This is a genomic window from Hyphomicrobiales bacterium (genome assembly GCA_016710435.1).
Taxonomy (GTDB): Bacteria; Pseudomonadota; Alphaproteobacteria; order Rhizobiales; family Aestuariivirgaceae; genus Aestuariivirga.
In genome coordinates this window covers 2670040-2692217 of sequence record JADJVV010000001.1, presented here as the reverse complement: position 1 = coordinate 2692217, position 22178 = coordinate 2670040, and the positions used below count along the sequence as shown (strand labels likewise).

General features: G+C 64.1%; 24 protein-coding genes. 13 read left to right on the top strand and 11 right to left on the bottom strand.

The window, feature by feature from the left end; all coding sequences use genetic code 11:
• Positions 1 to 7 precede the first annotated feature (7 nt).
• A complete protein-coding gene (locus IPM06_13070; protein MBK8771355.1) occupies positions 8 to 841 on the bottom strand; it encodes a helix-turn-helix transcriptional regulator in 834 nt (277 codons plus the stop codon).
• 6 nt (positions 842 to 847) lie between these two features.
• Positions 848 to 1045, bottom strand: a complete 198-nt coding sequence (locus tag IPM06_13065; protein ID MBK8771354.1) for a DUF1127 domain-containing protein — start codon at positions 1043 to 1045, stop codon at positions 848 to 850.
• Positions 1046 to 1183: 138 nt separating this feature from the next.
• On the opposite strand from IPM06_13065, the gene IPM06_13060 reads away from it, so the two are divergent.
• Together IPM06_13060 and IPM06_13055 are read left to right on the top strand one after the other, a co-directional pair.
• Entirely contained in the window at positions 1184 to 1549 is a 366-nt protein-coding gene (locus IPM06_13060; protein MBK8771353.1) for a cupin domain-containing protein, read from the top strand.
• 3 nt (positions 1550 to 1552) lie between these two features.
• A complete protein-coding gene (locus IPM06_13055; protein MBK8771352.1) occupies positions 1553 to 1918 on the top strand; it encodes a cupin domain-containing protein in 366 nt (121 codons plus the stop codon).
• A gap of 1 nt (position 1919) precedes the next feature.
• On the opposite strand, the gene folB is transcribed toward IPM06_13055, so the two are convergent.
• The 6 genes from folB to IPM06_13025 all read right to left on the bottom strand — a co-directional run bounded on the left by folB (position 1920) and on the right by IPM06_13025 (position 5933).
• Entirely contained in the window at positions 1920 to 2315 is a 396-nt protein-coding gene (gene folB / locus IPM06_13050) for a dihydroneopterin aldolase (protein ID MBK8771351.1), read from the bottom strand.
• A gap of 4 nt (positions 2316 to 2319) precedes the next feature.
• Positions 2320 to 3075, bottom strand: a complete 756-nt coding sequence (locus IPM06_13045) for an SDR family oxidoreductase (protein MBK8771350.1) — start codon at positions 3073 to 3075, stop codon at positions 2320 to 2322.
• A gap of 76 nt (positions 3076 to 3151) precedes the next feature.
• Positions 3152 to 3526 (bottom strand): cupin domain-containing protein, encoded by a 375-nt coding sequence (locus IPM06_13040; protein MBK8771349.1) that lies wholly within the window; start codon positions 3524 to 3526, stop codon positions 3152 to 3154.
• Positions 3527 to 3539: 13 nt separating this feature from the next.
• Positions 3540 to 4742: a CCA tRNA nucleotidyltransferase gene (locus tag IPM06_13035; protein ID MBK8771348.1), complete on the bottom strand. Its 1203-nt coding sequence runs from the start codon at positions 4740 to 4742 to the stop codon at positions 3540 to 3542.
• Positions 4717 to 5358, bottom strand: coding sequence for a CoA pyrophosphatase (locus IPM06_13030; protein ID MBK8771347.1), 642 nt, complete (start codon positions 5356 to 5358; stop codon positions 4717 to 4719). The genes IPM06_13035 and IPM06_13030 overlap by 26 nt, the downstream gene beginning before the upstream one ends.
• On the bottom strand, positions 5355 to 5933 hold the full coding sequence (locus IPM06_13025; GenBank protein MBK8771346.1) for a DUF1285 domain-containing protein: 579 nt from the start codon (positions 5931 to 5933) through the stop codon (positions 5355 to 5357). The genes IPM06_13030 and IPM06_13025 overlap by 4 nt, the downstream gene beginning before the upstream one ends.
• A 132-nt stretch (positions 5934 to 6065) precedes the next feature.
• Here IPM06_13025 and IPM06_13020 point away from each other — a divergent pair, with 132 nt between their 5' ends.
• The 4 genes from IPM06_13020 to IPM06_13005 are packed head-to-tail and all read left to right on the top strand — an operon-like array spanning position 6066 to position 12776.
• A complete protein-coding gene (locus tag IPM06_13020) occupies positions 6066 to 7064 on the top strand; it encodes a MoxR family ATPase (GenBank protein ID MBK8771345.1) in 999 nt (332 codons plus the stop codon).
• Positions 7064 to 7969, top strand: coding sequence for a DUF58 domain-containing protein (locus IPM06_13015; protein ID MBK8771344.1), 906 nt, complete (start codon positions 7064 to 7066; stop codon positions 7967 to 7969). The genes IPM06_13020 and IPM06_13015 overlap by 1 nt, the downstream gene beginning before the upstream one ends.
• Positions 7966 to 10704: a DUF4159 domain-containing protein gene (locus IPM06_13010; GenBank protein ID MBK8771343.1), complete on the top strand. Its 2739-nt coding sequence runs from the start codon at positions 7966 to 7968 to the stop codon at positions 10702 to 10704. The genes IPM06_13015 and IPM06_13010 overlap by 4 nt, the downstream gene beginning before the upstream one ends.
• Positions 10701 to 12776: a hypothetical protein gene (locus IPM06_13005; protein ID MBK8771342.1), complete on the top strand. Its 2076-nt coding sequence runs from the start codon at positions 10701 to 10703 to the stop codon at positions 12774 to 12776. The genes IPM06_13010 and IPM06_13005 overlap by 4 nt, the downstream gene beginning before the upstream one ends.
• Here the strand turns inward: IPM06_13005 and IPM06_13000 are convergent.
• Together IPM06_13000 and IPM06_12995 are read right to left on the bottom strand one after the other, a co-directional pair.
• Entirely contained in the window at positions 12773 to 13291 is a 519-nt protein-coding gene (locus IPM06_13000) for an N-acetyltransferase (protein ID MBK8771341.1), read from the bottom strand. The two genes, IPM06_13005 and IPM06_13000, sit on opposite strands and share 4 nt — an antisense overlap.
• Before the next feature lie 178 nt (positions 13292 to 13469).
• On the bottom strand, positions 13470 to 13943 hold the full coding sequence (locus tag IPM06_12995) for an NUDIX domain-containing protein (GenBank protein ID MBK8771340.1): 474 nt from the start codon (positions 13941 to 13943) through the stop codon (positions 13470 to 13472).
• 70 nt (positions 13944 to 14013) lie between these two features.
• Here IPM06_12995 and IPM06_12990 point away from each other — a divergent pair, with 70 nt between their 5' ends.
• The 3 genes from IPM06_12990 to IPM06_12980 are packed head-to-tail and all read left to right on the top strand — an operon-like array spanning position 14014 to position 17689.
• On the top strand, positions 14014 to 15765 hold the full coding sequence (locus IPM06_12990) for an ABC transporter ATP-binding protein (protein MBK8771339.1): 1752 nt from the start codon (positions 14014 to 14016) through the stop codon (positions 15763 to 15765).
• Positions 15762 to 16898, top strand: a complete 1137-nt coding sequence (locus IPM06_12985; protein MBK8771338.1) for a hypothetical protein — start codon at positions 15762 to 15764, stop codon at positions 16896 to 16898. Before IPM06_12990 ends, IPM06_12985 begins: the two co-directional genes overlap by 4 nt.
• 59 nt (positions 16899 to 16957) lie before the next feature.
• The gene (locus tag IPM06_12980) at positions 16958 to 17689 is read left to right on the top strand and encodes an NTP transferase domain-containing protein (protein ID MBK8771337.1); all 732 of its coding nucleotides are present in this window, start codon (positions 16958 to 16960) and stop codon (positions 17687 to 17689) included.
• On the opposite strand, the gene IPM06_12975 is transcribed toward IPM06_12980, so the two are convergent.
• Positions 17680 to 18417 (bottom strand): phosphocholine cytidylyltransferase family protein, encoded by a 738-nt coding sequence (locus IPM06_12975; GenBank protein MBK8771336.1) that lies wholly within the window; start codon positions 18415 to 18417, stop codon positions 17680 to 17682. The genes IPM06_12980 and IPM06_12975 overlap by 10 nt on opposite strands.
• Positions 18418 to 18506: 89 nt before the next feature.
• Here IPM06_12975 and IPM06_12970 point away from each other — a divergent pair, with 89 nt between their 5' ends.
• From IPM06_12970 to IPM06_12955, 4 genes are read left to right on the top strand one after another with little or no spacing between them, the layout of a single operon-like run.
• Positions 18507 to 19412, top strand: coding sequence for a metallophosphoesterase (locus tag IPM06_12970; protein ID MBK8771335.1), 906 nt, complete (start codon positions 18507 to 18509; stop codon positions 19410 to 19412).
• Positions 19413 to 19414: 2 nt separating this feature from the next.
• Complete coding sequence (locus IPM06_12965; GenBank protein MBK8771334.1) at positions 19415 to 19852, top strand: HIT family protein; 438 nt, start codon at positions 19415 to 19417, stop codon at positions 19850 to 19852.
• 21 nt (positions 19853 to 19873) lie between these two features.
• Positions 19874 to 21094 carry an LptF/LptG family permease gene (locus IPM06_12960; GenBank protein ID MBK8771333.1) on the top strand — a complete coding sequence of 407 codons (1221 nt, stop codon included), beginning with the start codon at positions 19874 to 19876 and terminating at the stop codon, positions 21092 to 21094.
• Positions 21091 to 22167: an LptF/LptG family permease gene (locus IPM06_12955; GenBank protein ID MBK8771332.1), complete on the top strand. Its 1077-nt coding sequence runs from the start codon at positions 21091 to 21093 to the stop codon at positions 22165 to 22167. The genes IPM06_12960 and IPM06_12955 overlap by 4 nt, the downstream gene beginning before the upstream one ends.
• The last annotated feature ends 11 nt before the right edge of the window (positions 22168 to 22178 follow it).

Sequence of the window (22178 nt, the reverse complement as noted above, 5' to 3'; positions counted from 1 at the left end):
TGTCAGATTATTTCGTGAGATGGACGCTGCGGCGGAATTCGGCCGGAGACATGCCGTAAGCCTTGCGGAAAGCAAAGGTGAAGTGGCTGTGGCTTGAGAAGCCAAGATCAAGCGCCAGAAATGTCAGATCCTCGTAGCGCGGAAGGATGTCGAGGGCGCGGGCCAGGCGCAGGTTCATCTGGTAGCGGTAGAGCGGCATGCCTTCGACCTGGCGGAAGACCTGCGTAAGATACACGGGGGAAACCCCGACCTCCTTTGCCACCTCAGCCAGTGTCCAGCGGCGCGCCAGATCGGACGACAGCGCAAGCTTGGCGCGGTCTGCCAGTTTCTGCAGGCCCCAGCTTCCGCGCGAAGCATGCGAGGTACGTTCCCCGAGCGCGCGGCGTACCAGCGTGAGTGCCAGCGTCTCGCCCTCCAGTGCATCGGCAACGCCTTCGCGCAGTCCGTGCCGCAGCATGGCGACGAGCGCCTGTGTGCGCGGATCTATGCGGCGGCGCTGCTTCTGAAAGCCCAGTTGCCCTTCCCTCTTCATCTCCGAGGGCCGGGCCAGTTCCGCGAGAACATCTTCTGCCACGTGCAGAGACAGGCTTGAATCACCGCCGTCGACCGGGTGGCTCACCTGGTATTCCTCACCGCCGTTGAAGAAGAGCACCTGATTTGCCTCCGCCACTGACTCGGTCTTACCCACATGGCGAACGTAGAGGCCGCTGTAGGGGAAGACGAGATGGGTGCGCGTGCCGCATTCCGTGGCGCTGCGGTGACGCGCACCACAGGTGCAAACGACATCGTCCAGACTCACCATGTCTGTTGAGAGAAGCTGCCGCTGGTGGAATTGCTCCATGTTCCTCTATTTCCAGCGGTCACGACGGACCGCCCGATCAATGTCGGACCGCGCAAGGCCGATGTCCTTGAGCTGGGAATCGCTCATGCGCTCCAGCATGTGAATCTCCTGGCGTTCCCGCAGCCAGCGCGTGACGCGGGCAATGTAGAAGCCAGCGCCGGGGCGCTGCCGGGGCGCGGACAGGCTCTTTGAAGCATGTGCCATGGTATCATCCTCCTCATGGAATGAGGCAGAGATAAGCATGGGCCCATGTCCACTGCTGTCAGCATCTTTAGGATAGCGAAGCCTTGCGCCCCATTCTATACAGGCGCGGTCATTTCAACTTGTGCTCGCAGCCAGCCCATGCCCACCAAATTCGATTCCTCCGCGCCGCATCTGGAAGGCCCGGCCACCTATGCCGGTCCGCTCAAGGACTGGGGCCACCAGCCCAATCCGATTGCGGGCAACTCCAAGTCGGATGGCGTGCTGCTGTACAAGGGGCCTGACAACCAGCCGGAATGCGGCTTGTGGCAGGTGACGCCTGGCACATGGCCGCTGCACATTCCACGCGATGAGCTGTGCCACTTCGTTTCCGGCCGCGCCACCTACACGCACGAAAGTGGTGAGGTGATCGAAATCATTCCCGGCACGGTGGTGTTGTTCAAGGCCGGATGGAAAGGCACCTGCACGGTGCACGACACATTGCGCAACGTTTACATGCTGAGCTGACCCATGACCCTGAAACTCGAATCCTCCGCGCCCCATCTCGTTCATCCGGAAAGCTACGCTGGTCCGTTCAAGGACTGGGGCGTCATTCCCACCATGATCGAGGGCGAGAGCCACACGTCCGGGCTCGTGCTGCACAAGGGGCCGAACGGCGAAAGCGAAACGGGCATCTGGATCTGCACGCCCGGATATTGGAACTGCCACGTCACCCGCGACGAGTTCTGCCATTTCCTGCTGGGCCGCTGCACCTATACCCATGAGAGCGGCGAAGTGATCGAGATCGTGCCCGGCACGGCGGCCTTCTTCCCGCAGGACTGGAAAGGCACCTGCCGCGTGCACGAGACGATCCGCAAGGTCTACATGATCCGCTGACTCAGCGGACGCGCTCGATCTCCACGCCCACGCTGCGGGCGTTGGGAATGATGTCGGGTTTTTCCACGCGCACACGGGCAGCCATGACGCGGGCGTCCTTCAGGCAGCTTTCGGCGATTTTCTCGCACAGTGTTTCCACGAGGTTGGTGTGACCGGCGGCGACGATCGCCTCCACCTTCTTCACCACCACCTCGTAGGACACGACGTGGCTGATGTCGTCATCGCCCGAGCCTTCCTTGACGGAGAGGTCGATGTTGACGATGACCTTCTGCGACTTCACCTTTTCCTGTTCGTAGATGCCGATGTAGGCGTTGATTTCGAGGTCGCGCACGAAGACATGGCGCAGGCGCTGGGCGGCGCTGGCCACGTGGTGCGAGATCATGGGCTTCCTGGCCATGGTGCTATTCCTGAACATCTACCACATCGGGGGTTTGCCAGACGAGGTGCTGGCCGCCGTCCAGCGCAATCATCTGCCCGGTGAGGGCCGGCTGTGACAGTATGAATTTCGCCGCCTCGGAGATTTCCCGGGGCGACGTGCCACGCCCCAGAAGCGTCAGGCGGGCCTGTTTGTCGAACTCCGCCTGGTCCATGCGGGCGCTGGGCAAGGCCGGTCCCGGACCGATGGCATTCACGCGGATGCGCGGTGCCAGCGCCTGGGCCAGCGTGCGCGTTGCCGTCCACAGGCCGGTCTTCGACATGGTGTAGGAGAAGAAGCGCGGATTGAGCTTCCACACGCGCTGGTCGATGATGTTGATGATGTTGCCGTTGCGGCCGCGGGGCAATTGCCGGGCGAAGGCCTGTGCAAGCATCACGGGCGCACGCAGGTTGGTGTCGAGATGTTCGGTCCAGCTATCGACGGTGATTTCACCGACGTTGTCCGGCTCGAAGACCGAGGCATTGTTGATGAGGACGGTAAGAGAGCCCAGTCCCCGAGCGGCCTCGGCGATGAGCCGTTCCGGCACGTCGGGCTGGGCGAGGTCGCCTTGCACGATGACCGCCTTGCGGCCCATGGCGTTAATGCCGTCAGCCACTTCGGCGGCGGCGTCGCGCGAGGTGTTGCAATGGATGGCGATGTCGTGGCCCGCCGCTGCAAGATCGAGCGCAAGCTGGCGGCCGATGCGTTTCGCGGCGCCGGTGATGAGGATCGATTCCGTCATGGCCCCCACCCAGCGTTCCGCCCCACTTTGCTGGGGGAGATGGCCAAAGACCGGAGGGAATTTCGCCGGCGGTTGATCATTCCTTCCCCTTCGGCATCAGGATCACATAGTGTTTCCTGACCTTCTTCACGGTCTCCCAGGTGCCCTTGAAGCCCGGCGGGATGATGAAGCCATCGCCTTTCTTGAAGCGGTGGCCCTTGCGCTTGCCCTCTTCCGTGAGGATCACTTCGCCGGAGATGATGTGGCAGAATTCCCATTCGCTGTATTCGCACGTCACCTTGCCGGGCGAAGACTCCCAGATGCCGCAATAGAGGCGGTCATCCTCGCCGGTCCAATGGTTCCACGTCTGGGTGAGGTACTTGCCCGTGATGAGCTTGGCCGGATCGGGCTTGCCCTTCTCCACCTTGGGGGCGCCCCTGCCCTTGGTTGTCATCAGGAATGGTGCAGGCATGAAAGTCTCCGTCTCACTGTTTGGCGCGCGCCAGCAATTCCTCGCGCGTCGGTTTGAAGTCGCTGGCGATCCACCAGTCCTCGAGCGAGCGCAATGTCTGGCCCATGGCGGGACCGGGCGCAAGGCCGGCGGCCTGAAGGTCGCGGCCAGACACGGGGAATGTGGGCATGGGCCAGCGGTCCGGTACCATGAGCAACTCCCGCCAGGCCGGATGATCCAGTGGCGCGCGCGACTGGGCGAGGCTCATGTGCACGGCATCCCGCCAGGCCTCTGCGCCGAGGGCGTAGAGGATGCGGTGACGTTCATGTGCGTGCAGCTCAGGCGTGAGCGTCGGTGCTTCGGCGATTTGCTGGAGCCTTCGTGCTTCCTCGTTCGAGAGGCGGAGGCGGTCGCGGAGTCCCGCACTGTGTCGGGCGAGTGCACTGAGGCGCAACACGGAATCAGCGGGAAGGCGCGCAATCATCCTCCACGCTGGGACATGGTCCAGGACTCTTTCGAGAATGTGGGACGCTGCCATCACTTTCAGCGTCTCGACGGCGCGCGGCGCCACGAGAATTTTCAAGAGCTCCTGGCGGATGCGCTCGGCAGAGAGGTTTTCGATGCCCTTGCGCAGGCGGGTACAGGCGGCGAGACCCGCTGCATCCGGCGCGCCCTTGCCGTAGGTGGCGTGAAAGCGGAAGAAACGCAGAATGCGCAGGTAGTCCTCGCGGATACGCCGCGATGGGGTGCCGACGAACTTTACCTTCCGGTGCAGGACATCCTTGTAACCATCGGAATAATCATAAACATTTCCGGCTGCGTCGCAGTACATCGCGTTCATGGTGAAATCGCGGCGGCCAGCGTCTTCGGCCCAGTCGCCGGTGAAGGCTACGGTGGCGCGGCGGCCATCGGTGGAGACGTCGCGGCGAAGCGTTGTCACCTCGAAGGGCATGTGCTGGACCACCACCGTCACCGTGCCATGTTCGATCCCGGTGGGATGCACCGCGAACTGCCGCGACTGGCAGCGGCGCTTCACCTCCTGCGGCGACAGCGTCGTGGCGATGTCGATGTCGGCGACGGGAACGCCCAGCAAGGCGTTCCGCACGGCACCACCGGCGACGCGGGCCTCCCCGCCTTCCGCATTCAGCAGCGCCAGGATCGCCTGCACGCGGGTGTCGGCCAGCCATGGGGCTCCGGCCAACGAAGGCTGCTCACGTGTTTGCCGGCGCGTCGCCATAAAGCCTGTCCCCGAGGTTCTTGATCATGCCTGCCGTAGCGCCCCAGATATAGCGCTCGCCGTAGGGGTAGGCATAGTAGCGGCGCGTCAGGCCCTGCCATTCGCGGCTGTGCGTCTCGCGGTTGGCAGCCGTCAACAGGAAGCGCAGCGGCACATCGAAAATGTCGGCGACCTCGTGGTCATGCGGGGCCAGCGTGTAACCGTCGCTCAACAGGGCCACGACGGGATTGACGAGATAGCCCGTCACCGTGAGATAGCCATCGAGATAGCCGAGGGGCTTGATGAAACGGCCGGCGATGCCCGTCTCCTCGAAGGTCTCACGCAAGGCGGCCTGCAGCGGTGTCTCGCCCTCGTCCAGCCGCCCTCCGGGAAAAGCGATCTGGCCCGCATGTTGCGACAGATGCGCGGTGCGTTGGGTGAGCAGCACATGGAGGTCGTCACCCCGGCAGATCAGTGGCACGAGCACGGCGGCGTGTTTCGGGGCAATGCCATCGGGGATCATGCGGGCCTTGACGTTCATGTCGTCGTCACTCGCATCCCACGACGGAGGCGGCTCGCGCAGCAGGCGGGTTGAGGCGCGCTCCAGCACGTCGCTCATGCAGAAGGGCGAGGTCATGGCACGAACCCGATCTCGCTGGCGCGCTGCATGGGGAAGAAGCTGCCGCCGGACCAGACGCCGAACCACTCTCCTTCCTGGGTGCCCCTCGCCACCAGATCATAAAAAAGCGCGCGCACCACGAGGGCGTCCAGATTGGCCCGCACCAGCACATATGGCTTCAGGCCGCCGGTGCCGGCTTCCGTGGCAAAGCGCAGGGGGTGGGCGGCGTCCACCGTCACCTCGTCATCGCAATTGGTCTCGAAGACAATTGTTTGTGAACGCCCCTCGCCCATGACCGCCATGCGGATGGCGGTGAAGGGAGCGTCGTCGACGGTGATGCCGCATTTTTCCACTGGCGTGACGAGGAAATAGTCGTCGCCGTCCTTGCGCAGCACGCGGGAAAACAGGGTGTAGAGCGGCTTCCGGCCGATGGGCGAATTGAGGTAATACCACGTGCCGTCAGCCGCGATGCGCATGCCGATATCGCCGCAAAATGGCGGATTCCACAGATGCACCGGCGGCAGCTTGGTACCGGCCGCCTGAACATCTTTTAACCCTGCCAAGGGATTGCTTGCATCACGGCTTGCGGCCATCATTCACCCGGATCATCAGAATCGCTTTTCGTCGGTTCCAGACTGCCTCTTTTGCGCCATCCTGTGACAGGAAAGACAAATCCAAGGCAGGCGGACCGCCGAAAAAAGCTCACACCAGAGATAGTGGAAGACATGGCCAGCATCAACGACGCCGGAAGGCAGGCAATCCAGAACCTTGAAGGGGCCAGCGCCCAACTGGGCAAGGCGCGCGCAGCGCTGAAGCAGGTCATCTTCGGTCAGGACGAGGTGATCGACCTGTGCCTGACGACCATCATCGCGGGCGGACACGGCTTGATCGTGGGCGCGCCGGGTCTTGCCAAGACGAAACTCGCATCGGCGCTGGGCCGCGTGCTGGGGCTTGATGAAAAGCGCGTGCAGTTCACGCCCGACCTGATGCCCGCCGACATCCTGGGCTCCGAGGTGTTGGAGGAAAACGAGCGCGGCCAGAAGTCGTTCCGCTTCGTTCCCGGCCCGGTATTCTGTCAACTGCTGATGGCGGACGAAATCAACCGCGCCTCGCCCCGCACCCAGTCGGCGCTGTTGCAGGCGATGCAGGAGCATCACGTCACGGTCGCGGGCGTGCGCCACGACCTGCCGCAACCGTTCCATGTGCTCGCCACGCAAAACCCCATTGAACAGGAAGGCACCTATCCGCTGCCAGAAGCGCAGCTCGACCGCTTCATCATGCAGATCGACATCTCCTATCCGCCGCTGGAGGCGGAGCGGCGCATGCTGTTCTCGACGACCGGCATCGAAGAGGCAGCACCCGTCAATGCCATGTCCGCGAACGAACTCATGCAGGCGCAGCGTGTTGCACGCACCATCCCCGTTGGCGAACAGGTGGCTGATGCCATCCTCCGCGTGGTGCGGGGCGCCCGGCCCGGCCCGGATGCAAGCCAGATGGTGAATGAGTCCGTGGCCTGGGGGCCATCGCCCCGCGCCAGTCAGGCGCTCATGCTTGGGGCGCGTGCCAAGGCGCTCATCGATGGCCGCCTGTCACCCTCCATCGAAGATGTGGCGGAGCTGCTGGAACCCGTGTTCAAGCACCGCATGGCGCTCAACTTCAGTGCCCGCGCCGATGGCAAGACCGTTGGTGACGTGATCGCGCACCTGAAGGGGCTCCTCGCCTGATGGCGCAAGCCTCGCCCGCGACGCACCGGCTGGCCCAGGCAGGGGAAGGCGCAAGTCTCGCCCTTCCGCCCATGCTGGTGCGCGCCGAAAAGATTGCCGCCACCGTGATCCTCGGGGTACATGGCCGCCGCGCGGCTGGGCCCGGCGAAACCTTCTGGCAGTACCGGCCCTATGGCTTTGGCGACTCGACGCAGCGCATCGACTGGCACAAGTCGGCACAGGCCGACCGGGTATTCATCCGCGAGAACGAATGGGAAAGTGCCAACACGCTCTGGGTCTGGTGCAACACAGGACCGCGCATGGCCTTCCGCTCGCACCTCGCGCCCGAGGCGAAACTCGACAGGGCGCGATTGCTGGCGTTGGCGCTGGCCAGCCTTGCCGCACGGGCGCACGAGCGTATCGGCGCCCTGGGTTCGCCGCGTCCACCGGGTTATGGCCGTCTGGCCCTTCTGCGCGTCGGAGAATGGCTGGGGCAGCGCCACGACGAAGGTCTTCCCGCCGCAGGGGCGCAACAGCGCCGCGCCGCCGCCGTGCTGATTTCAGATTTTCTGGAACCTCTGGATGAGGTGCGGGCGCGGCTCAGCGCCATTGCCGCCGCCGGTGTCTCCGGACACATCGTTCAGATCGCCGATCCGGCCGAAGAGACCCTGCCCTATGACGGGCGTGTGGAATTCCTGGGATTAGGCAGTCCGCTCAAATACTTGGCGAAGAAATCTGAAGCACTTCGAGAGGATTACATCAAGGCCTACGGGGCCCATCGGGAGGGTCTGAAGCAGCTTGCACGCGGGCTGGGCTGGACCTTCACACTGCACCGCACCGACGAAGCGCCAGCCACGGCCCTTCTGCCGCTTCACATGCGCGTGAGCGGCGCCGACCAGCGCCATGGTGTCCGGGGCGTTTCATGAACAACTTTCTGCAGGCCTTGGGATTTGGCACGCCACTGGCAATTTATGGATTGCTGGCGCTGCCGGTGATCTGGTGGCTGCTGCGCTTCACGCCGCCACGGCCGCGTCCGCAGGCCTTCCCGCCGGTCCGCATCCTGCTCGACCTGCCACGGCAGGATGAGACGCCGGACAAGACGCCGTGGTGGCTCCTGCTGTTGCGCCTGCTGCTGGCCGCACTGGTGATCTTCGTGGTGGCGCAACCGTTCCTGCAGCCGCCCGGCCCCGGCGGATTGCCACGCGGGCAACGGCTGATCATCGTCGACGATGGCTGGGCGGGTGCACAGAACTGGACCGAGACGCGCCGCGTGCTGGGCGAAGTGCTTGATGATGCGCAGGCCAATGGTGAAAGCGTAGTGCTCACGGGAACAGCGCCGCGTGCCGAGGCCGCTGATTTGACGCCCCAGGCGGCGCGGGCCGTTCAGGACCGTGTGCGTGTCATGGCACCCTCGCCTCTTTCCACCGACCGCATGGCCCTGCTGGAAAAACTGCGCGGCGCGCAGTTGCGGGAAACGAAAAGTGTGCTGTGGCTTTCGGATGGGCTGGATGCGAGCAGCGGCGAGGCATTCGCGGCGGGCCTGCAACAACTTCTTCCCGGCGCCGCCCTCAAGGTCATTGCGCCGGGGGCCAAGACGCTGCCGCTTGCGCTCGGCCCGGCACGGCTGGAGAAGAGCGAGATCAGCATCGCCGCCCTGTCGGCGGCGGGAACCGTTGCCGCGCCCGTTTCGCTTTCCATCAAGGCCAACAACGGCCGGGTGCTGTTGGATGTGCCGGTGACGCTGGTTCCGGGTGGTGCGGCCACGGCGCGCTTCAGCCTGCCCACGGCGCTTCGCAACGACATTCAATCCATCACCATCGCAGGCCAGGCCCACGCCGGCGCCCGGCAATTGCTGGATGACCGCTGGCGGCGGCGCACCATCGCCCTCGTCGCATCCGAATCCCGTGAGCAGGCACAGCCTTTGCTGTCGCCGCTGCATTATGTCTCGCGCGGGCTTGAGCCCTATGCGGAGTTGTTCACGCCGGAAACACCAGGCGATATTGCCGACCTGATTGATGCGGGCCTCTCCATGCTGGTGCTGGCGGACGTTGGCACGATACCGAATGAAATCCAGGGCAAGGTTTCGGACTGGATCGAGAAGGGCGGCATCCTCATGCGCTTCGCAGGTCCGCGCCTTGCGGCCGGGCATGATTCACTCGTGCCGGTGCGCCTGCGCGAAGGCGACCGCACGCTGGGCAGCGCGCTCTCCTGGGAGACGCCACAGACCCTGCAGGACTTTCCGCGCAATTCGCCCTTCGCGGGCCTTGTCATTGATCCGAAGATCACAGTCACCCGTCAGGTGCTGGCGGAGCCCGACAGTGAACTCGCTGGCAAGACCTGGGCGAGCCTTGCCGATGGCACGCCGCTGGTGACAGCGGAAAACAGGGGCAAGGGCATGGTCGTGCTCTTCCACGTCACCGCCAATGCCAACTGGTCGAACCTGCCGCTCTCCGGACTTTTCGTGGAGATGATGAGCCGCGTCGCCGGGCTTGATCCCGCACAGGCGGCCTCGTCCACGGCGGCAGATGCGCCCGCAACTTTCGCCCCGCGCCTGGTGATGACGGGCGAAGGCGACCTCGTTTCGCCGGACGGCACGGCCCAGGCCATTGCGCTGGCCGATTTCGAAACGGCGAAGGTGTCGGCCATCCACCCGCCCGGGCTTTACGTTCGCGGTGGCCGGGAGCAGGCGCTGAACCATGTGCTGGCCGCTGCCGATCTCAAGGCGCTGGGTCCCTCGCTGGCCGGAGTTGCGGTGTCTGGCTATGAGCCGCAGGTCCGCACCTCGCTGGTGCCGCCCCTTGCCCTCGGCGCGCTGCTGCTGTTCCTCCTCGATTGCCTCGCCACCATCTGGATCGGCGGGGGCCTGTCGCGTTTCAAGGCAGCACCCGTTGTGATGGCATTGGCATTGCTCGCCACGCCTCACGGCGATGCGCGGGCGCAGGAAGATGCCATCAAGGCGGCGCTGGACCCACGCCTCGCCTATGTGAAGACCGGTGACAGCGAGGTTGACCGCATCAGCAACGAGGGCCTGAAGGGCCTGACGCTCATCCTGTCTGACCGCACCTCTGCACAATTGGCAGAGCCGCAGGCTGTTGACGTGGGTGCGGATGAACTCAGCGTCTATCCCCTGCTTTATTGGCCGGTGCTCGACTCTGCGCAGGAACTGCCCGATGCAGCGCGCGACAAGGTTGCTTCCTACATGAAGAACGGCGGCACCATCTTCTTCGACCTGCGCGATGGCGGCCTTGATACGGGCACGAGCAGCGCGGCACTCCGCCGCCTGCTCAGCAACCTCGATGTGCCACCGCTTGAACCCGTTCCGGAAAAGCATGTGCTGACCCGCAGCTTCTATCTGCTCAGCACCTTCCCGGGCCGCTATGAGGGCGGGCCTCTGTGGGTGGAATCGGCGCTGGGCGAGGCCTCCACTGATCCCGGCACGGCGGACGGTGTTTCGGCCGTCATCATCGGCTCGAACGACTATGCGGCCGCATGGGCACTGGATGACAACGGCGACCCGCTCTACGCGGTCGTGCCCGGTTCAGACCGCCAGCGCGAATTCGCCTTCCGCACCGGCATCAACATCGTGATGTATGCTCTTACCGGCAACTACAAGGCCGATCAGGTGCACGTGCCCGCGTTGCTCGAAAGGCTCGGTCAATGAGCCTGCAACTGGGAAGCTGGACGCTTACCTTCCTGCCCCACGTGGCGTGGCCCGTGTTCCTCGTGCTGTGCGCGGTGGGCGTCGTTGCTGTTGCGGCAATGCTGGTTGCGCGCATGCGGGGCGCGCTGATGCGGGCCGCGGGGCTGCTGCTGCTGCTTGCCGCCATCGCCAACCCGCAACTCGCCCAGGATGAGCGCGAACAGCTCAGCGACATCGTTGCCGTCGTGGTTGACGAGAGCGACAGCCAGTCTTTCGGCCAACGCCAGGCGCAGACGGACCAAGCTCTCGCCCAAGTGCGCAAGCAGGTCGCGGCGTTGGGGAACACCGAAATTCGCCTCGGTCGCACCGTGACGGGCACCACCCCCGACACTGACGGCACGCGTGTCTTCGCGGCGCTCTCCCGCATCACGGCTGACATTCCGCCCGACCGTTACGCGGGCGCCATCATCATCAGCGACGGACAGGTGCATGACGTGCCGCCCGCTGCCGACATGGGCAAGCTGAAGGGGCCGGTGCACACGCTTCTCTCGGGCAGCAGAAAAGAAATCGACCGCCGCGTTGTGATCGAACAGGCACCGCGCTTCGCCATTGCCGGGCAGTCCCACGAAATCCGCTATCATGTGAGTGAAACACCCGCCGGCACGGAGCCTGTCGCGGTGACCATCCGCCTGCCCAATGGCGAGACGCAGAGTGTGACGCTTGCTCCCAACACCACGGGTCAGATCGTCGTGCCCATCGATCGCGCGGGGCAGAACGTGGTGGAGATCGCGGCAGCCGAGCGGCCCGGTGAAATCACGCTCGTCAACAATCGCGCGCTGGCGGTGATCGATGGCATTCGCGACCGGCTGCGCGTGTTGCTGATTTCCGGCGAACCGCATCCAGGAGAGCGCACCTGGCGCAACATGCTGAAGGCCGATGCCTCCGTTGACCTCGTGCACTTCACCATTCTCCGCCCGCCGGAGAAGCAGGACGGCACGCCGACGCGCGAACTCTCGCTCATTGCCTTTCCCACCCGCGAACTGTTCCTGGAGAAGCTGGACCAGTTCGACCTCGTGATCTTCGACCGCTATCAGCGCCAGTCCATCCTGCCGGATGCCTATCTGGCCAACGTCGCCGACTACGTGCGGAACGGTGGTGCGGTGCTCGTGTCTTCCGGGCCTGATTTTGCCAGCGCGGATGGCCTGTCATCAACGCCGCTGGCCGACATTCTCGCTGCCCTTCCCACGGGCGAGGTGACACAGGAAGGCTTCAAGCCGCGCGTGACCGTGACCGGGCAGCGCCATCCGGTGAGCCGTGGCCTGCCCGGCGACTCGCCGACGGAGCCAAGCTGGGGCCGCTGGTTCCGGCTGATCGACACATCGCCGCAGAACGAGGCGCAGGACCTGATGTCAGGTCCCGGCGGCAAGCCGCTGCTCGCGCTGGCCCACATCGAGAAGGGCCGCGTGGCGCAGTTCCTGTCGGATCAGGGCTGGCTGTGGGCGCGAGGCTTCGAGGGCGGCGGCCCACAGGTGGAACTGCTGCGCCGCATCTCCCACTGGCTGATGAAGGAGCCGGACCTTGAGGAGGAAGCCCTGCGGGCGCGGCAGGAGGGCCGCAACCTCATCGTGGAACGGCAGACGCTGGCCGACACGGCTCGCGACATTGAACTGACAGCGCCCTCCGGCAAGACATCGAAAGTGCCGCTGCAACGCGGGCGGCCCGGCGTGTTCACCGGCAGCGTGCTCTTGGCCGAGACCGGCCTCTATGCGCTCCGCGACGGCGATCTCACGGCCTTTGCCATCACCGGCAATGCCGACCAGAAGGAGTTCGCCGACGTGCGCGCCACGGGCGACGTGATGGCGCCCGTTGCTGCTGCAAGCGGCGGTGGCGTGTACTGGATCGAGGACGGCCTGCCGCGCTTCAGCAAGGCAAGCCCAAGCGGTTTGAAATCCGGTTCCGGCTGGCTCGCCCTCACCGACAACGAACAATTCCGGGTGCTGGCCGTGCGCGAGACGCCACTCTTCGCCACGCTGGCCAGCCTTGCCGTGTTGCTGATCGTGCTTTCGATGATGTGGTATCGCGAAGGACGCTAGGCCTCGAAGCGGTTTTCCGGCAATACCAGTCCATGTGCCGCCGAGAGTGCGCCAGCGCGGAGTTCCAGGAAGAGCAGCCGTTGCGGATCGACCGGGCCGGGCAGCAGGAGCTGGCCATCGGGCACCTTCATGAAACCGACGCGCGCATAATAGGGGGCGTCCCCGACGAGGATGACCAGCGCATGGCCCTGTTCAGCCGCCTTGGCGAGGCTCACGCGCATCAGGGCCAGACCGATGCCGCGATTTTGCCGCTGCGGATGAATGGCGATCGGCCCCAGCAGCAGCGCCTTCGTACCGGAAGTTCCGATGCGGAGGGGCCAATAGCTGATGGTGCCGACGATCCCGAGCCCCGCCTCGCGCACCACAAGCGACAGGCCTTCCGTAGCGGTGTTGCCTTCACGCAGGCGGTAGCTTGTCTTGGTCCGCCGCGAGAGGCCGAAGGCCTCGTCCAGCAAGGTTTCAATGGCGGGTTCGTCGGCGGGCGTTGCCGCTTCGGGAAGGTAGGGAGAGGTCATGGCAGATACCGGGAGCAAGGGGACAGGGACAGGAAAGCCCGCCCCGGCAGTACGGCGGCAGGCGTCAGCGGACGGCGCGGAGGATCAGTGATCCTCGTCGCAGGCTTCGTTCCATGGTCCGGCGCAGTGTCATGGTTGGCGCGCATAGCGGCGCAGGCGGGTCGCGTCAAGCGATCCGCTACCACTCCAGCGACATGGGGGACTTGCCGAGTATCTCGTCGATGCGGCGGCGCGTGGACTGCATCGTGTCGGCGGGAAGCTGTTCGGGCGCGAAGAACTCCGCCGAGACGATCTCACTGGTCGGCGTGAAGCCGTTCCAGGAGAATTCGCGCAGGGTGTAGACCACCAGATGATCGCCGGGGAATTTGGAATGATTGGAGAATACCCCGTGAAGCTGGAGCGGCCCGGTGGGCTGCACTTCCGCCTCCTCGTGCAGCTCGCGCAAGGCCGCCTCCTCGCAGGTTTCTCCGAACTCAACGCCGCCACCCGGAAACAGCCAGCCCGGTGCATAGCTTTGCTTGACCAACAGAAAACGGCCATCGCCATCAATCACGGCGACGCGCGCGCCAAGCGTCAGGCTGCGTTTCCAGCGCAGAATCTTCTGCCCAAGACTGCGTTGAAAAATCCCGAAAATGACGTGCCGTGCATTCATGTTGAGTCTCGCTTGCTCCGGCCTTATGGGAGAGCCCACACGAAACGTCCAGACCGGAACCCACCGCCTCATGCGGCAAGTCTTTCAGATTTTCTTCCGCGCCGAAGACACCCGACCGATTCTCGTGCTGCTCTGCCTGCTCATCGGCGGAACCATGGAGGCCGTCGGCGTGGGCACACTCCTGCCCGCCATCGGCACGCTGCTCAAGGCGCCGGGCGATAACCCGACGGCGTTCGAGGCCTATCTGCGGAGCGTCATGGCATGGTTTGGACTCACTGTTGATTTCACGACACTGCTCGTGATTGCCGTCGGGCTGCTGGTGCTGCGGGCTGTGCTGCTGTTCCTTGCATCCACCTATGCCGGCATCATGGGCGCCCGGGTGGCCAACAACTTGCGCCGCCGCCTGATCAAGGCCGTGTTCGACGCGCGCTGGAGCTATTACGCCGACCAGAGCAGCGGGCGCATCGCCAGCGTGATCAGCAACGATGCGACGCGGGCCGGGGATGCTTACAATCTCGCCGCCATCGCCGCCACCAACAGCGTGCAGATCGTGGCCTACACGCTGATCGCGCTGCTCATCAACTGGCGTGTTGCGGTGGTCGCCATACTTGGCGGGCTGGTCATTGCCGCTGCCTCGCACAAGCTCATCATGATTTCGCGGCGCTCCAGCTACAAGCAATCAGACCGCACTGCGACGCTCACGTCCGACATGGTGGACCTGGTGCAGAACATGAAATCGCTGAAGGCGATGCACCGCTATGACCCGATGATCGAGGGATTGTCGGCGCTGGTGAAGCGGCTGCGGCGCACATTGTATGTGCAGAACATCGCGCGCTTCGGCCTGGTCTACGGCAACGACCTGATGATGGTCACGATCCTCGCCGCCGCCTCCTGGGCCGCCGTCACCTGGGCGGGCGTTCCCGTGGAGCAGTTGCTGGTCATCGGCATCCTGTTCTTCCAGGTCATGTCCTACATGTCGAAGTTCCTCAAGCAGGTGCAGAGCGCCAGCCAGGTGGAGGCCTCCTACATGCGCACGCAGGAGATGATTGCCGAGGCGGAGGCGCAGAAGGAAATCCGGCGGGGAACGCTGCCGCCGCCGGAGAAGCAGGATTTCACCTTCGACAAGGTGAGCTTCGCCCACGGCAACACACCTGTGCTCATGGATGTGTCCGTCACCATTCCGGCCAACAGGATCACGGTGCTGCAGGGGCCATCGGGCGCGGGCAAGACAACGCTCATCGATCTGCTCATCGGCCTGCACCAGCCGCAATCCGGCAGCGTGAGGATCGGCAGTCAGGCGCTGTCCGAGACGGACATCACCGCCTTCCGCCGCAAGATCGGCTACGTGCCGCAGGAACTGGCGCTGTTCCATGACACGATCCGCGAGAACATCTCGCTCTCGGAATCCGGCATCAGCGATGATGACATTCTCGAAGCCTTGCGGCTGGCGGGCGCGAACGGGTTCATCTCTTCCCTGCCGCTTGGCCTCGATACGGATGTGGGCGAGTTCGGCGGCAAGCTCTCAGGCGGCCAACGCCAGCGCATCTCGCTGGCCCGCGCGCTGGTGCGCAAACCTGAAGTTCTGATCCTCGATGAAGTGACGAGTGCGCTCGACCCGGAGACGGAAATGGCGATCGTGGACAACATTGCAGGTCTGCGCGGCCGTTACACCATCATCGCCATCACACACCGCCCGGCGTGGACGCGCATCGCCGACGTGCAATACACATTCCTCGGCGGGCGCGTGACGCCTGCCTCACGGCTTGCGGCCAAGGACCTTCCGAAACCGAAACCGGCTCTGAAAAGGGGTGCCCGCACATGAGTGAACTGACCGTCAGGCCCGTCAGCGACAAGGCAGGGATCCGCGCATTTCTCGACGTGCCCTTTCCCCTCTACAGGAATGACCCGAACTGGGTTGCGCCCCTTTATCTGGAGCGGCTTGATCACCTGAACCCCAAGAAGAACCCCTATTTCCAGCACGCGGATGTGCAGCTTTTCGTGGCCTATCGTGATGGCAAGCCGGTGGGCCGCATCTCGGCGCAGCACGACCGCCTGCGGCTTGAACACCACAAGGACAACACCGGACAATTTGGTTTCTTCGAAAGCGTCGACGACGTGAACGTCGCCCGGGCGCTACTCGATACGGCCGGCGGCTGGCTAAAGGCGCGGGGCCTCTCGCGCGTGCAGGGGCCGTTCAACTTCTCCATCAATGATGAACTTGGCCTGCTGGTGCGCGGCTTCGAGCACAAGCCCAACATGATGATGGGACATGCCCTACCCTATTACCAGGGACTGATGGAAGCCAACGGTCTGCGCAAGGCCAAGGACCTGATTGCCTACTACGTTGATGACCTTGGACCGTTGCCGCCACTGTTGATGCGCGTGACGAAACGGGCGCTGGCGACGGGTGACATCGTCATTCGTCCGCTCGACAAGAAACAGATCAAGCGCGACATCGGCATCGTGATGGACATCTTCAACGATGCCTGGTCGCACAACTGGGGTTTCGTGCCGTTCACGTCAGCGGAACTGGAGAAACTCGCCAACGACATGAAGATGCTGGTGCATGGCGAATACGTGACGATTGTCACCTACAAGGGCGAGTACGCCGCCATGTCCGTGACGCTGCCCAACCTCAACGACTGGATCGATGGTTTTGGCGGCAAGTTGCTGCCCTTCAATTGGCTGAAGCTCGCGAAGTCCGTCATGGCCAAGCGGCCCCCCTCCATTCGCATGCCGCTCCTCGGTGTGCGCAAGAAGTTCCAGGACGGCGTCCTCGGTTCCGCCCTGGCGGTCGCGGCCATCGATCACGTGCGCAACTATCACATCTCGCGCGGCACAAAATCGTGTGAAATGTCGTGGATCCTCGAAGACAACATGCGTATCCGCCACATCATCGAAGAACTGGGAAGCGTCGCCTACAAGACGTACCGCATCTACGAGAAGGACCTGTGATCCTGGGGCCGAAATGGTCTGCCGTGGTGCTCGCCGCGGGGCGCGGACCGGATGACCCCATGGCGAAGGCGTTTGGTGTTGCCCACAAATGCGGGATCGCTGTTGCGGGTGTCCCCATGCTGCAGCGGGTGCTCGGCGCGCTGACCGGTGCCGAGGTGGGCTTGCCCATCCTGGTCTCAATCGACAATGCGGATGCAGGTGTGCACGCCGCGGGCGCGTTGTCCGCGCAGGCGAGAATGCTGGCAGCGGCCAATTCGGCGCCCTCCTCCGCCAAGGCTGCCGTTCTCGCGGCCGGCACGTTTCCGGTGCTCGTCACCACCGGTGATCATGCGTTGCTCACTGCGGAAATGGTGACGGATTTCTGCGCCCGTGCGCTCAGCAGCAAGGCGGACTTCTGCGTCGGCCTTGCCACGGCGGAGACAATCCTTGCCGCCTATCCCGAAACGAAGCGCACATTCTTCCGCCTGGGACGCGACCGGGTGTCGGGCTGCAATCTCTTTGCCGTCACTTCACCCGCAGGACTCAGGCTGTTCGATGTCTGGCATGACATGGAGCGCAACCGCAAGAAGCCGTGGAAGCTGGTGGCCGCCTTCGGATTGCGCCCGCTGCTCGCCTTCGCATTGGGAAAGCTGACGTTGCAAAAGGCCTTCGACGAGATGTCGCGCCGTCTCGGGTTTCGCATTGCGCCGGTGTTGCTGCCCTTCGCGGAGGCCGCCATTGACGTGGACAAGCCCAGCGACCATGCGCTGGCAGAGCAGATCATCCGTCAACGGATGAAATCTCAGGGCTGATCCCAACCGGCCACCAGTTGGCGTGCGTGGGTGAGATCGGCGGGGAAATCCACCTCCGCCCAGCGCAGGCCGGTGATCTCGATCGTCGAGACGGGTACCTTCTTGGCGAGTGAGCCGACGGCGGACGGGAACCAGCGCTTCAGGCCTTGCGGGTCGCGCATCGCCAGGTCCAGTTCATCGCGGTAGGCCTTCACGCCCGTTCCCCGGAAGACATAGAAGCCGATGGCCTCGGCATTCACGGTGTCGACGGGCAGCGTCTTGCCCACTTCGGTGAGGCGGCCGCGGTCCATCATCACCTTCATGTCATCGGCATCGTAGCCCGACTTCACGTTGATGGCGACGCTGACGGGGTCTTTCGGCGCGGCGAGGAGACGCTCCACGAGGTCGCTGCGGAAAACGTTGTCGCCGTTCACCTGGATGAAGTCGCCGGTCATTTCGCTGCGGGCCAGCCAGCAGCTGGCCAAGTTGTCGGCCACCGCATAGAACGGGTTGTAGACGCACGTCACCTTCGCGCCGTAGCGCGCGGCGATGGCCTGCAGGGCCTCTTCCATGCGTCCGCAGGCGTAACCCGTGACGACCACCACGTCCTTCACGTTGCAGGCAGCGAAGGCTTCAATCTGACGCTCGATCAACGGCTTGCCGCCAATGTCGAGAAGCGCCTTCGGAACTTCCGCCGTCAGCGGCAGCAGCCGCTTGCCCTGCCCTGCGGCCAGAATGATCACTCGCACGAGACTTGAACCCTTTGGTTTGAAAGGAATAAGGAGGAGGCTCAATCGCACCCGATTCAGGGGAAGTCAACGGACGCCATTCCAAGCCCATGAACTTCACGCTTGCCCATTTTTCCGACGTGCACCTGGGTCCGGTGGGCATGGGGGATGTGTTCAATGACTTCCGGCTGAAGCGGATCATCGGCGGCCTGTCTTGGCGGTTCCGGCGCCGGGGCCTGCACATCAACAGCCACGCGGACGACCTGCGCGCCGATATCCTCGCGCAGAAGCCGGATCATATCTGCTTCACGGGCGATCTCGTGAACATTGCCTCGAAGGCGGAGTTCCGGCGGGGCCTGACCTGGCTCAACAGTTTCGGTGCGCCAGCGAATGTCACCATGGTGCCGGGCAACCACGACGCCTATGTGAAGGCTGCGCATGAAACGGGACTCGGACTGTTCAATGCCTTCATGCAGGGCGACGGATCGGCGAGCGACCACGCCTTTCCTTTCGTGCGCCTGCGCCGCAACGTGGCGATCATCGGACTCAACAGTGCTGTTCCGCAATCGCTCCGCAAGGCAGGCGGCACGTTGGGGCCGCAGCAACGGGTGGCGCTGGAGCAGCGGCTCAAGGACCTGGGAACCCGCGGATTCTACCGGGTCGTCATGATCCACCATCCGCCGCTCCCCGGTCTCGCCCGGCCGCGCAAGGCACTCACCGACGCGCCAGAACTCGCTGACATTCTCAAATCCGGCGGGGCGGAACTGGTGATCCACGGCCACAACCACAAGACCATGGTGCACCCGCTGGAAACAGCCTCCGGCACCGCCTTCGTGGTGGGCGTTCCCTCCGCCAGCATGGTGGACCGCGACGGCCACGAAAGCGCCCAATGGAACGAATACAGCGTGAGCCGCGCGCGCGGACAATGGTTCACGCGCCTCACCATCCGCCGGCTCGACGGCGGGACCGGGCGTTTCACGGATGGCCGTTCCGGCGTCCTGGGCGAGGATTTCTGAGAATGCATGCAACGCTGCTGAAGTTCGGCTATCCCGGCACGGTGGTGCACGAGAGTGCTTTCTGGTGCGTGCTGCGGCGCCCCCAACAGGTGACACTGGGTGCGCTGGTACTGTGCGCCAAGAGCGAGGCACCAACATTCTCGCAACTGCCGGCGGCGGCCTTTGCCGAACTCGCCGATCTCACCCACCGGATCGAGCGGGCGCTGAAGCATTTCCGCGACTACGACAAGATCAATTACCTGGCGCTGATGATGGTGGACCCGCACGTGCATTTTCATGTGCTGCCCCGTTATGCCGTCTCCCAGGACTTTGAGGGCGTGGCCTTCCCTGATCCGGGCTGGCCCGGCGTTCCCGACCTGAAATCCGCTCCTGTTCTGACGGAATTCCAGAAATCCAGCCTTCATGGCGCGCTGCTGGACGCCTTCCGGTTGTCCGGCTAAACCCCCCGGCCAGGACACATCGTGCTCACCATTATCGACAGATACGTTTTGCGGCAGGTCTTGGCGCCGCTGGGTGCCAGCCTCGCCATCGGGCTGCTCATGCTTCTGGCTGAGCGGCTGGTGCGGCTGCTCGACACCACGCTGGGCAAGAACAACTCCTTCGGCGCCGTGTTTGAACTGCTGGCCTATCTCGTGCCGCACTACCTTGGCACGGCCGTGCCGGCGGCCCTGTTCATCGGGCTGCTGTTCGGGTTCAGCAAGCTCTCCAAGAGCAACGAACTGGATGCCATGCTGGCGGCTGGCGTGGGACTGCACCGCCTCGCCTGGCCGGTCTTCCTGCTGGCAATTGTCTTCATGGCGGCGTCGGTGGTGATCTTCGGCTGGCTGCAGCCGACGACACGGTACGCCTATCGCTCGGTGATCTTCGACATCACCAATGTCGATGCCTTCTACCTGGCGGAGGAAGGCGTGTTCATGCAGTCGGGCTCGCGCACCTTCATCCTTGACCAGCTGGACCGCAGCAACAGCACCTTCAAGCGCATCTTCCTCTTCGACTACAACGGGCCGAACGGAGCAGAGACATTGACGGCCTCCAACGGCGTGCTCATCCCTGTGCCGGGACAGACGCGGCCTGTGTTGCGCCTGAACAATGGGCACCGCCTGCAGGTGGAGCGTTGGCCGACGCTCTCCAAGGGCGTGGAGCCCATTCCCGCCGGTGTCGCCGAGTTCGCCACAACGGATACGCCACTGGGCAAGGTCTCCAAGGACATCTTCCGTCCGCGCGGCGAAGACGAGCAGGAACTGTTCTTCAATGAACTGGTGAAGGGAGACACCAAGACCTTCAACAAGGTGAGCGCGGATGCGTTCCGTTCCGAGCTGCATCGCCGCATCGTGAGCGTGCTGTCCATCCTGCTGTTGCCGTTCCTGGCGCTGCCCTTCGCCATCGGCCGGGCGCGCAGCCCGCGGGCCTATCGGATCGTCGTGGCGTTGGGCCTGCTGGTGGCCTACTACGAGATCATCCAGCAGGGCGCACTTGCGTCGCGCTCCAGCGGTATTTCTCCGTGGCTCACGCAGTGGCTGCCGCTGGCGCTGCTCGCTGCCTTCGCCTTCTGGCGCTTCTATGCCGCGAGCTTCCGCCTGGGCGGCGACGGATTGGACCGCGTGCTGATGCCGCTGCAGGATTTCACCTCGCGCGTGACGGCCCGCGTGTTGTGGCTGTTCGGCATCCGGAGGGATGCATGAGAATCATCGCGCTCATGATCAGCCGCATGGTGCTGATGCGCTTCGTTGCCATCCTCGTCGGGCTCACGCTTTTTGTGCTGACACTCGAAGTGGTGGCCTACTCGAAGGACATCCTCGCCCTCCACGAAAGCAGCGCGCTGGCATCGGCGGCGACCTATGTGCTTCACCGCATGCCCCTGACCATGGCCACGTTCCTGCCCATGAGCCTGCTGATGGCGCTGCTGCTCACGCTCACCGAACTCAGCTACCGAAACGAACTCGTGGCCGTGTGGGCGGCAGGTATATCACCGGCGCGGCTGGTGATGATGCTGGCGCCACTGGCGCTGCTGGTGGGGACGCTGCATTTCGTCCTGCTCGACCGGGCCGTACCAGCGGCAGCGCCGGCGCTCCGCGACTGGGGCATCGGCGACTACGGCAAGGAGCGGCTGAAGATCGGCGAGAAGGATCCTATCTGGCTGCGCTCCGGCAATGACATTCTCCGCGCCGCCAGTGCCAGCCGCGATTCACGCAAGCTGGAAGACGTCGTGATCTTCAAGCGCGATGCCGATGGCTTGCTGCTGGAACAGATTTTCGCCGAGCATGCCGAGCGGAAGGGCGAGGTGTGGGACCTCACCAACGCAACGACCTATTTCCGTGGCAACAAGCCCCCGGAGAAATCCGCCCGCATGCAGTATTCCGGGCAGATGCGCCCTGCCGCAGCGGGGTCACGCTCGGGCGATCCCGAGGAAATGACCTTCTCCGACCTCAATTATTTCATTGCGAACGATGGCTTCGGAATCCGGCCCGCTTATGTCTACCAGACCTGGCGTCACAAGCGGCTGACGCCGTTCCTCATCGCGGTGGTTATGGTGGCGCTGTGTGTGCCACTGGCGGCCCGCTTCCGGCGCGGTGGCGGCCTTGGTATCCTGTTTGCGCTGGGCGTGGGGCTGGGCTTTGCCTTCTTCGTGCTCGACGGCATTTCGCTGTCGGTGGGTGAACTGGGCTTCGTCTCGCCCTGGCTTGGAGCGTGGATGCCTGTGCTGGTGTTTGCGGCCATCGCCGCCTATTTGACCTTGCAGACGGAACAAGTCTGACGGCGGCTGAT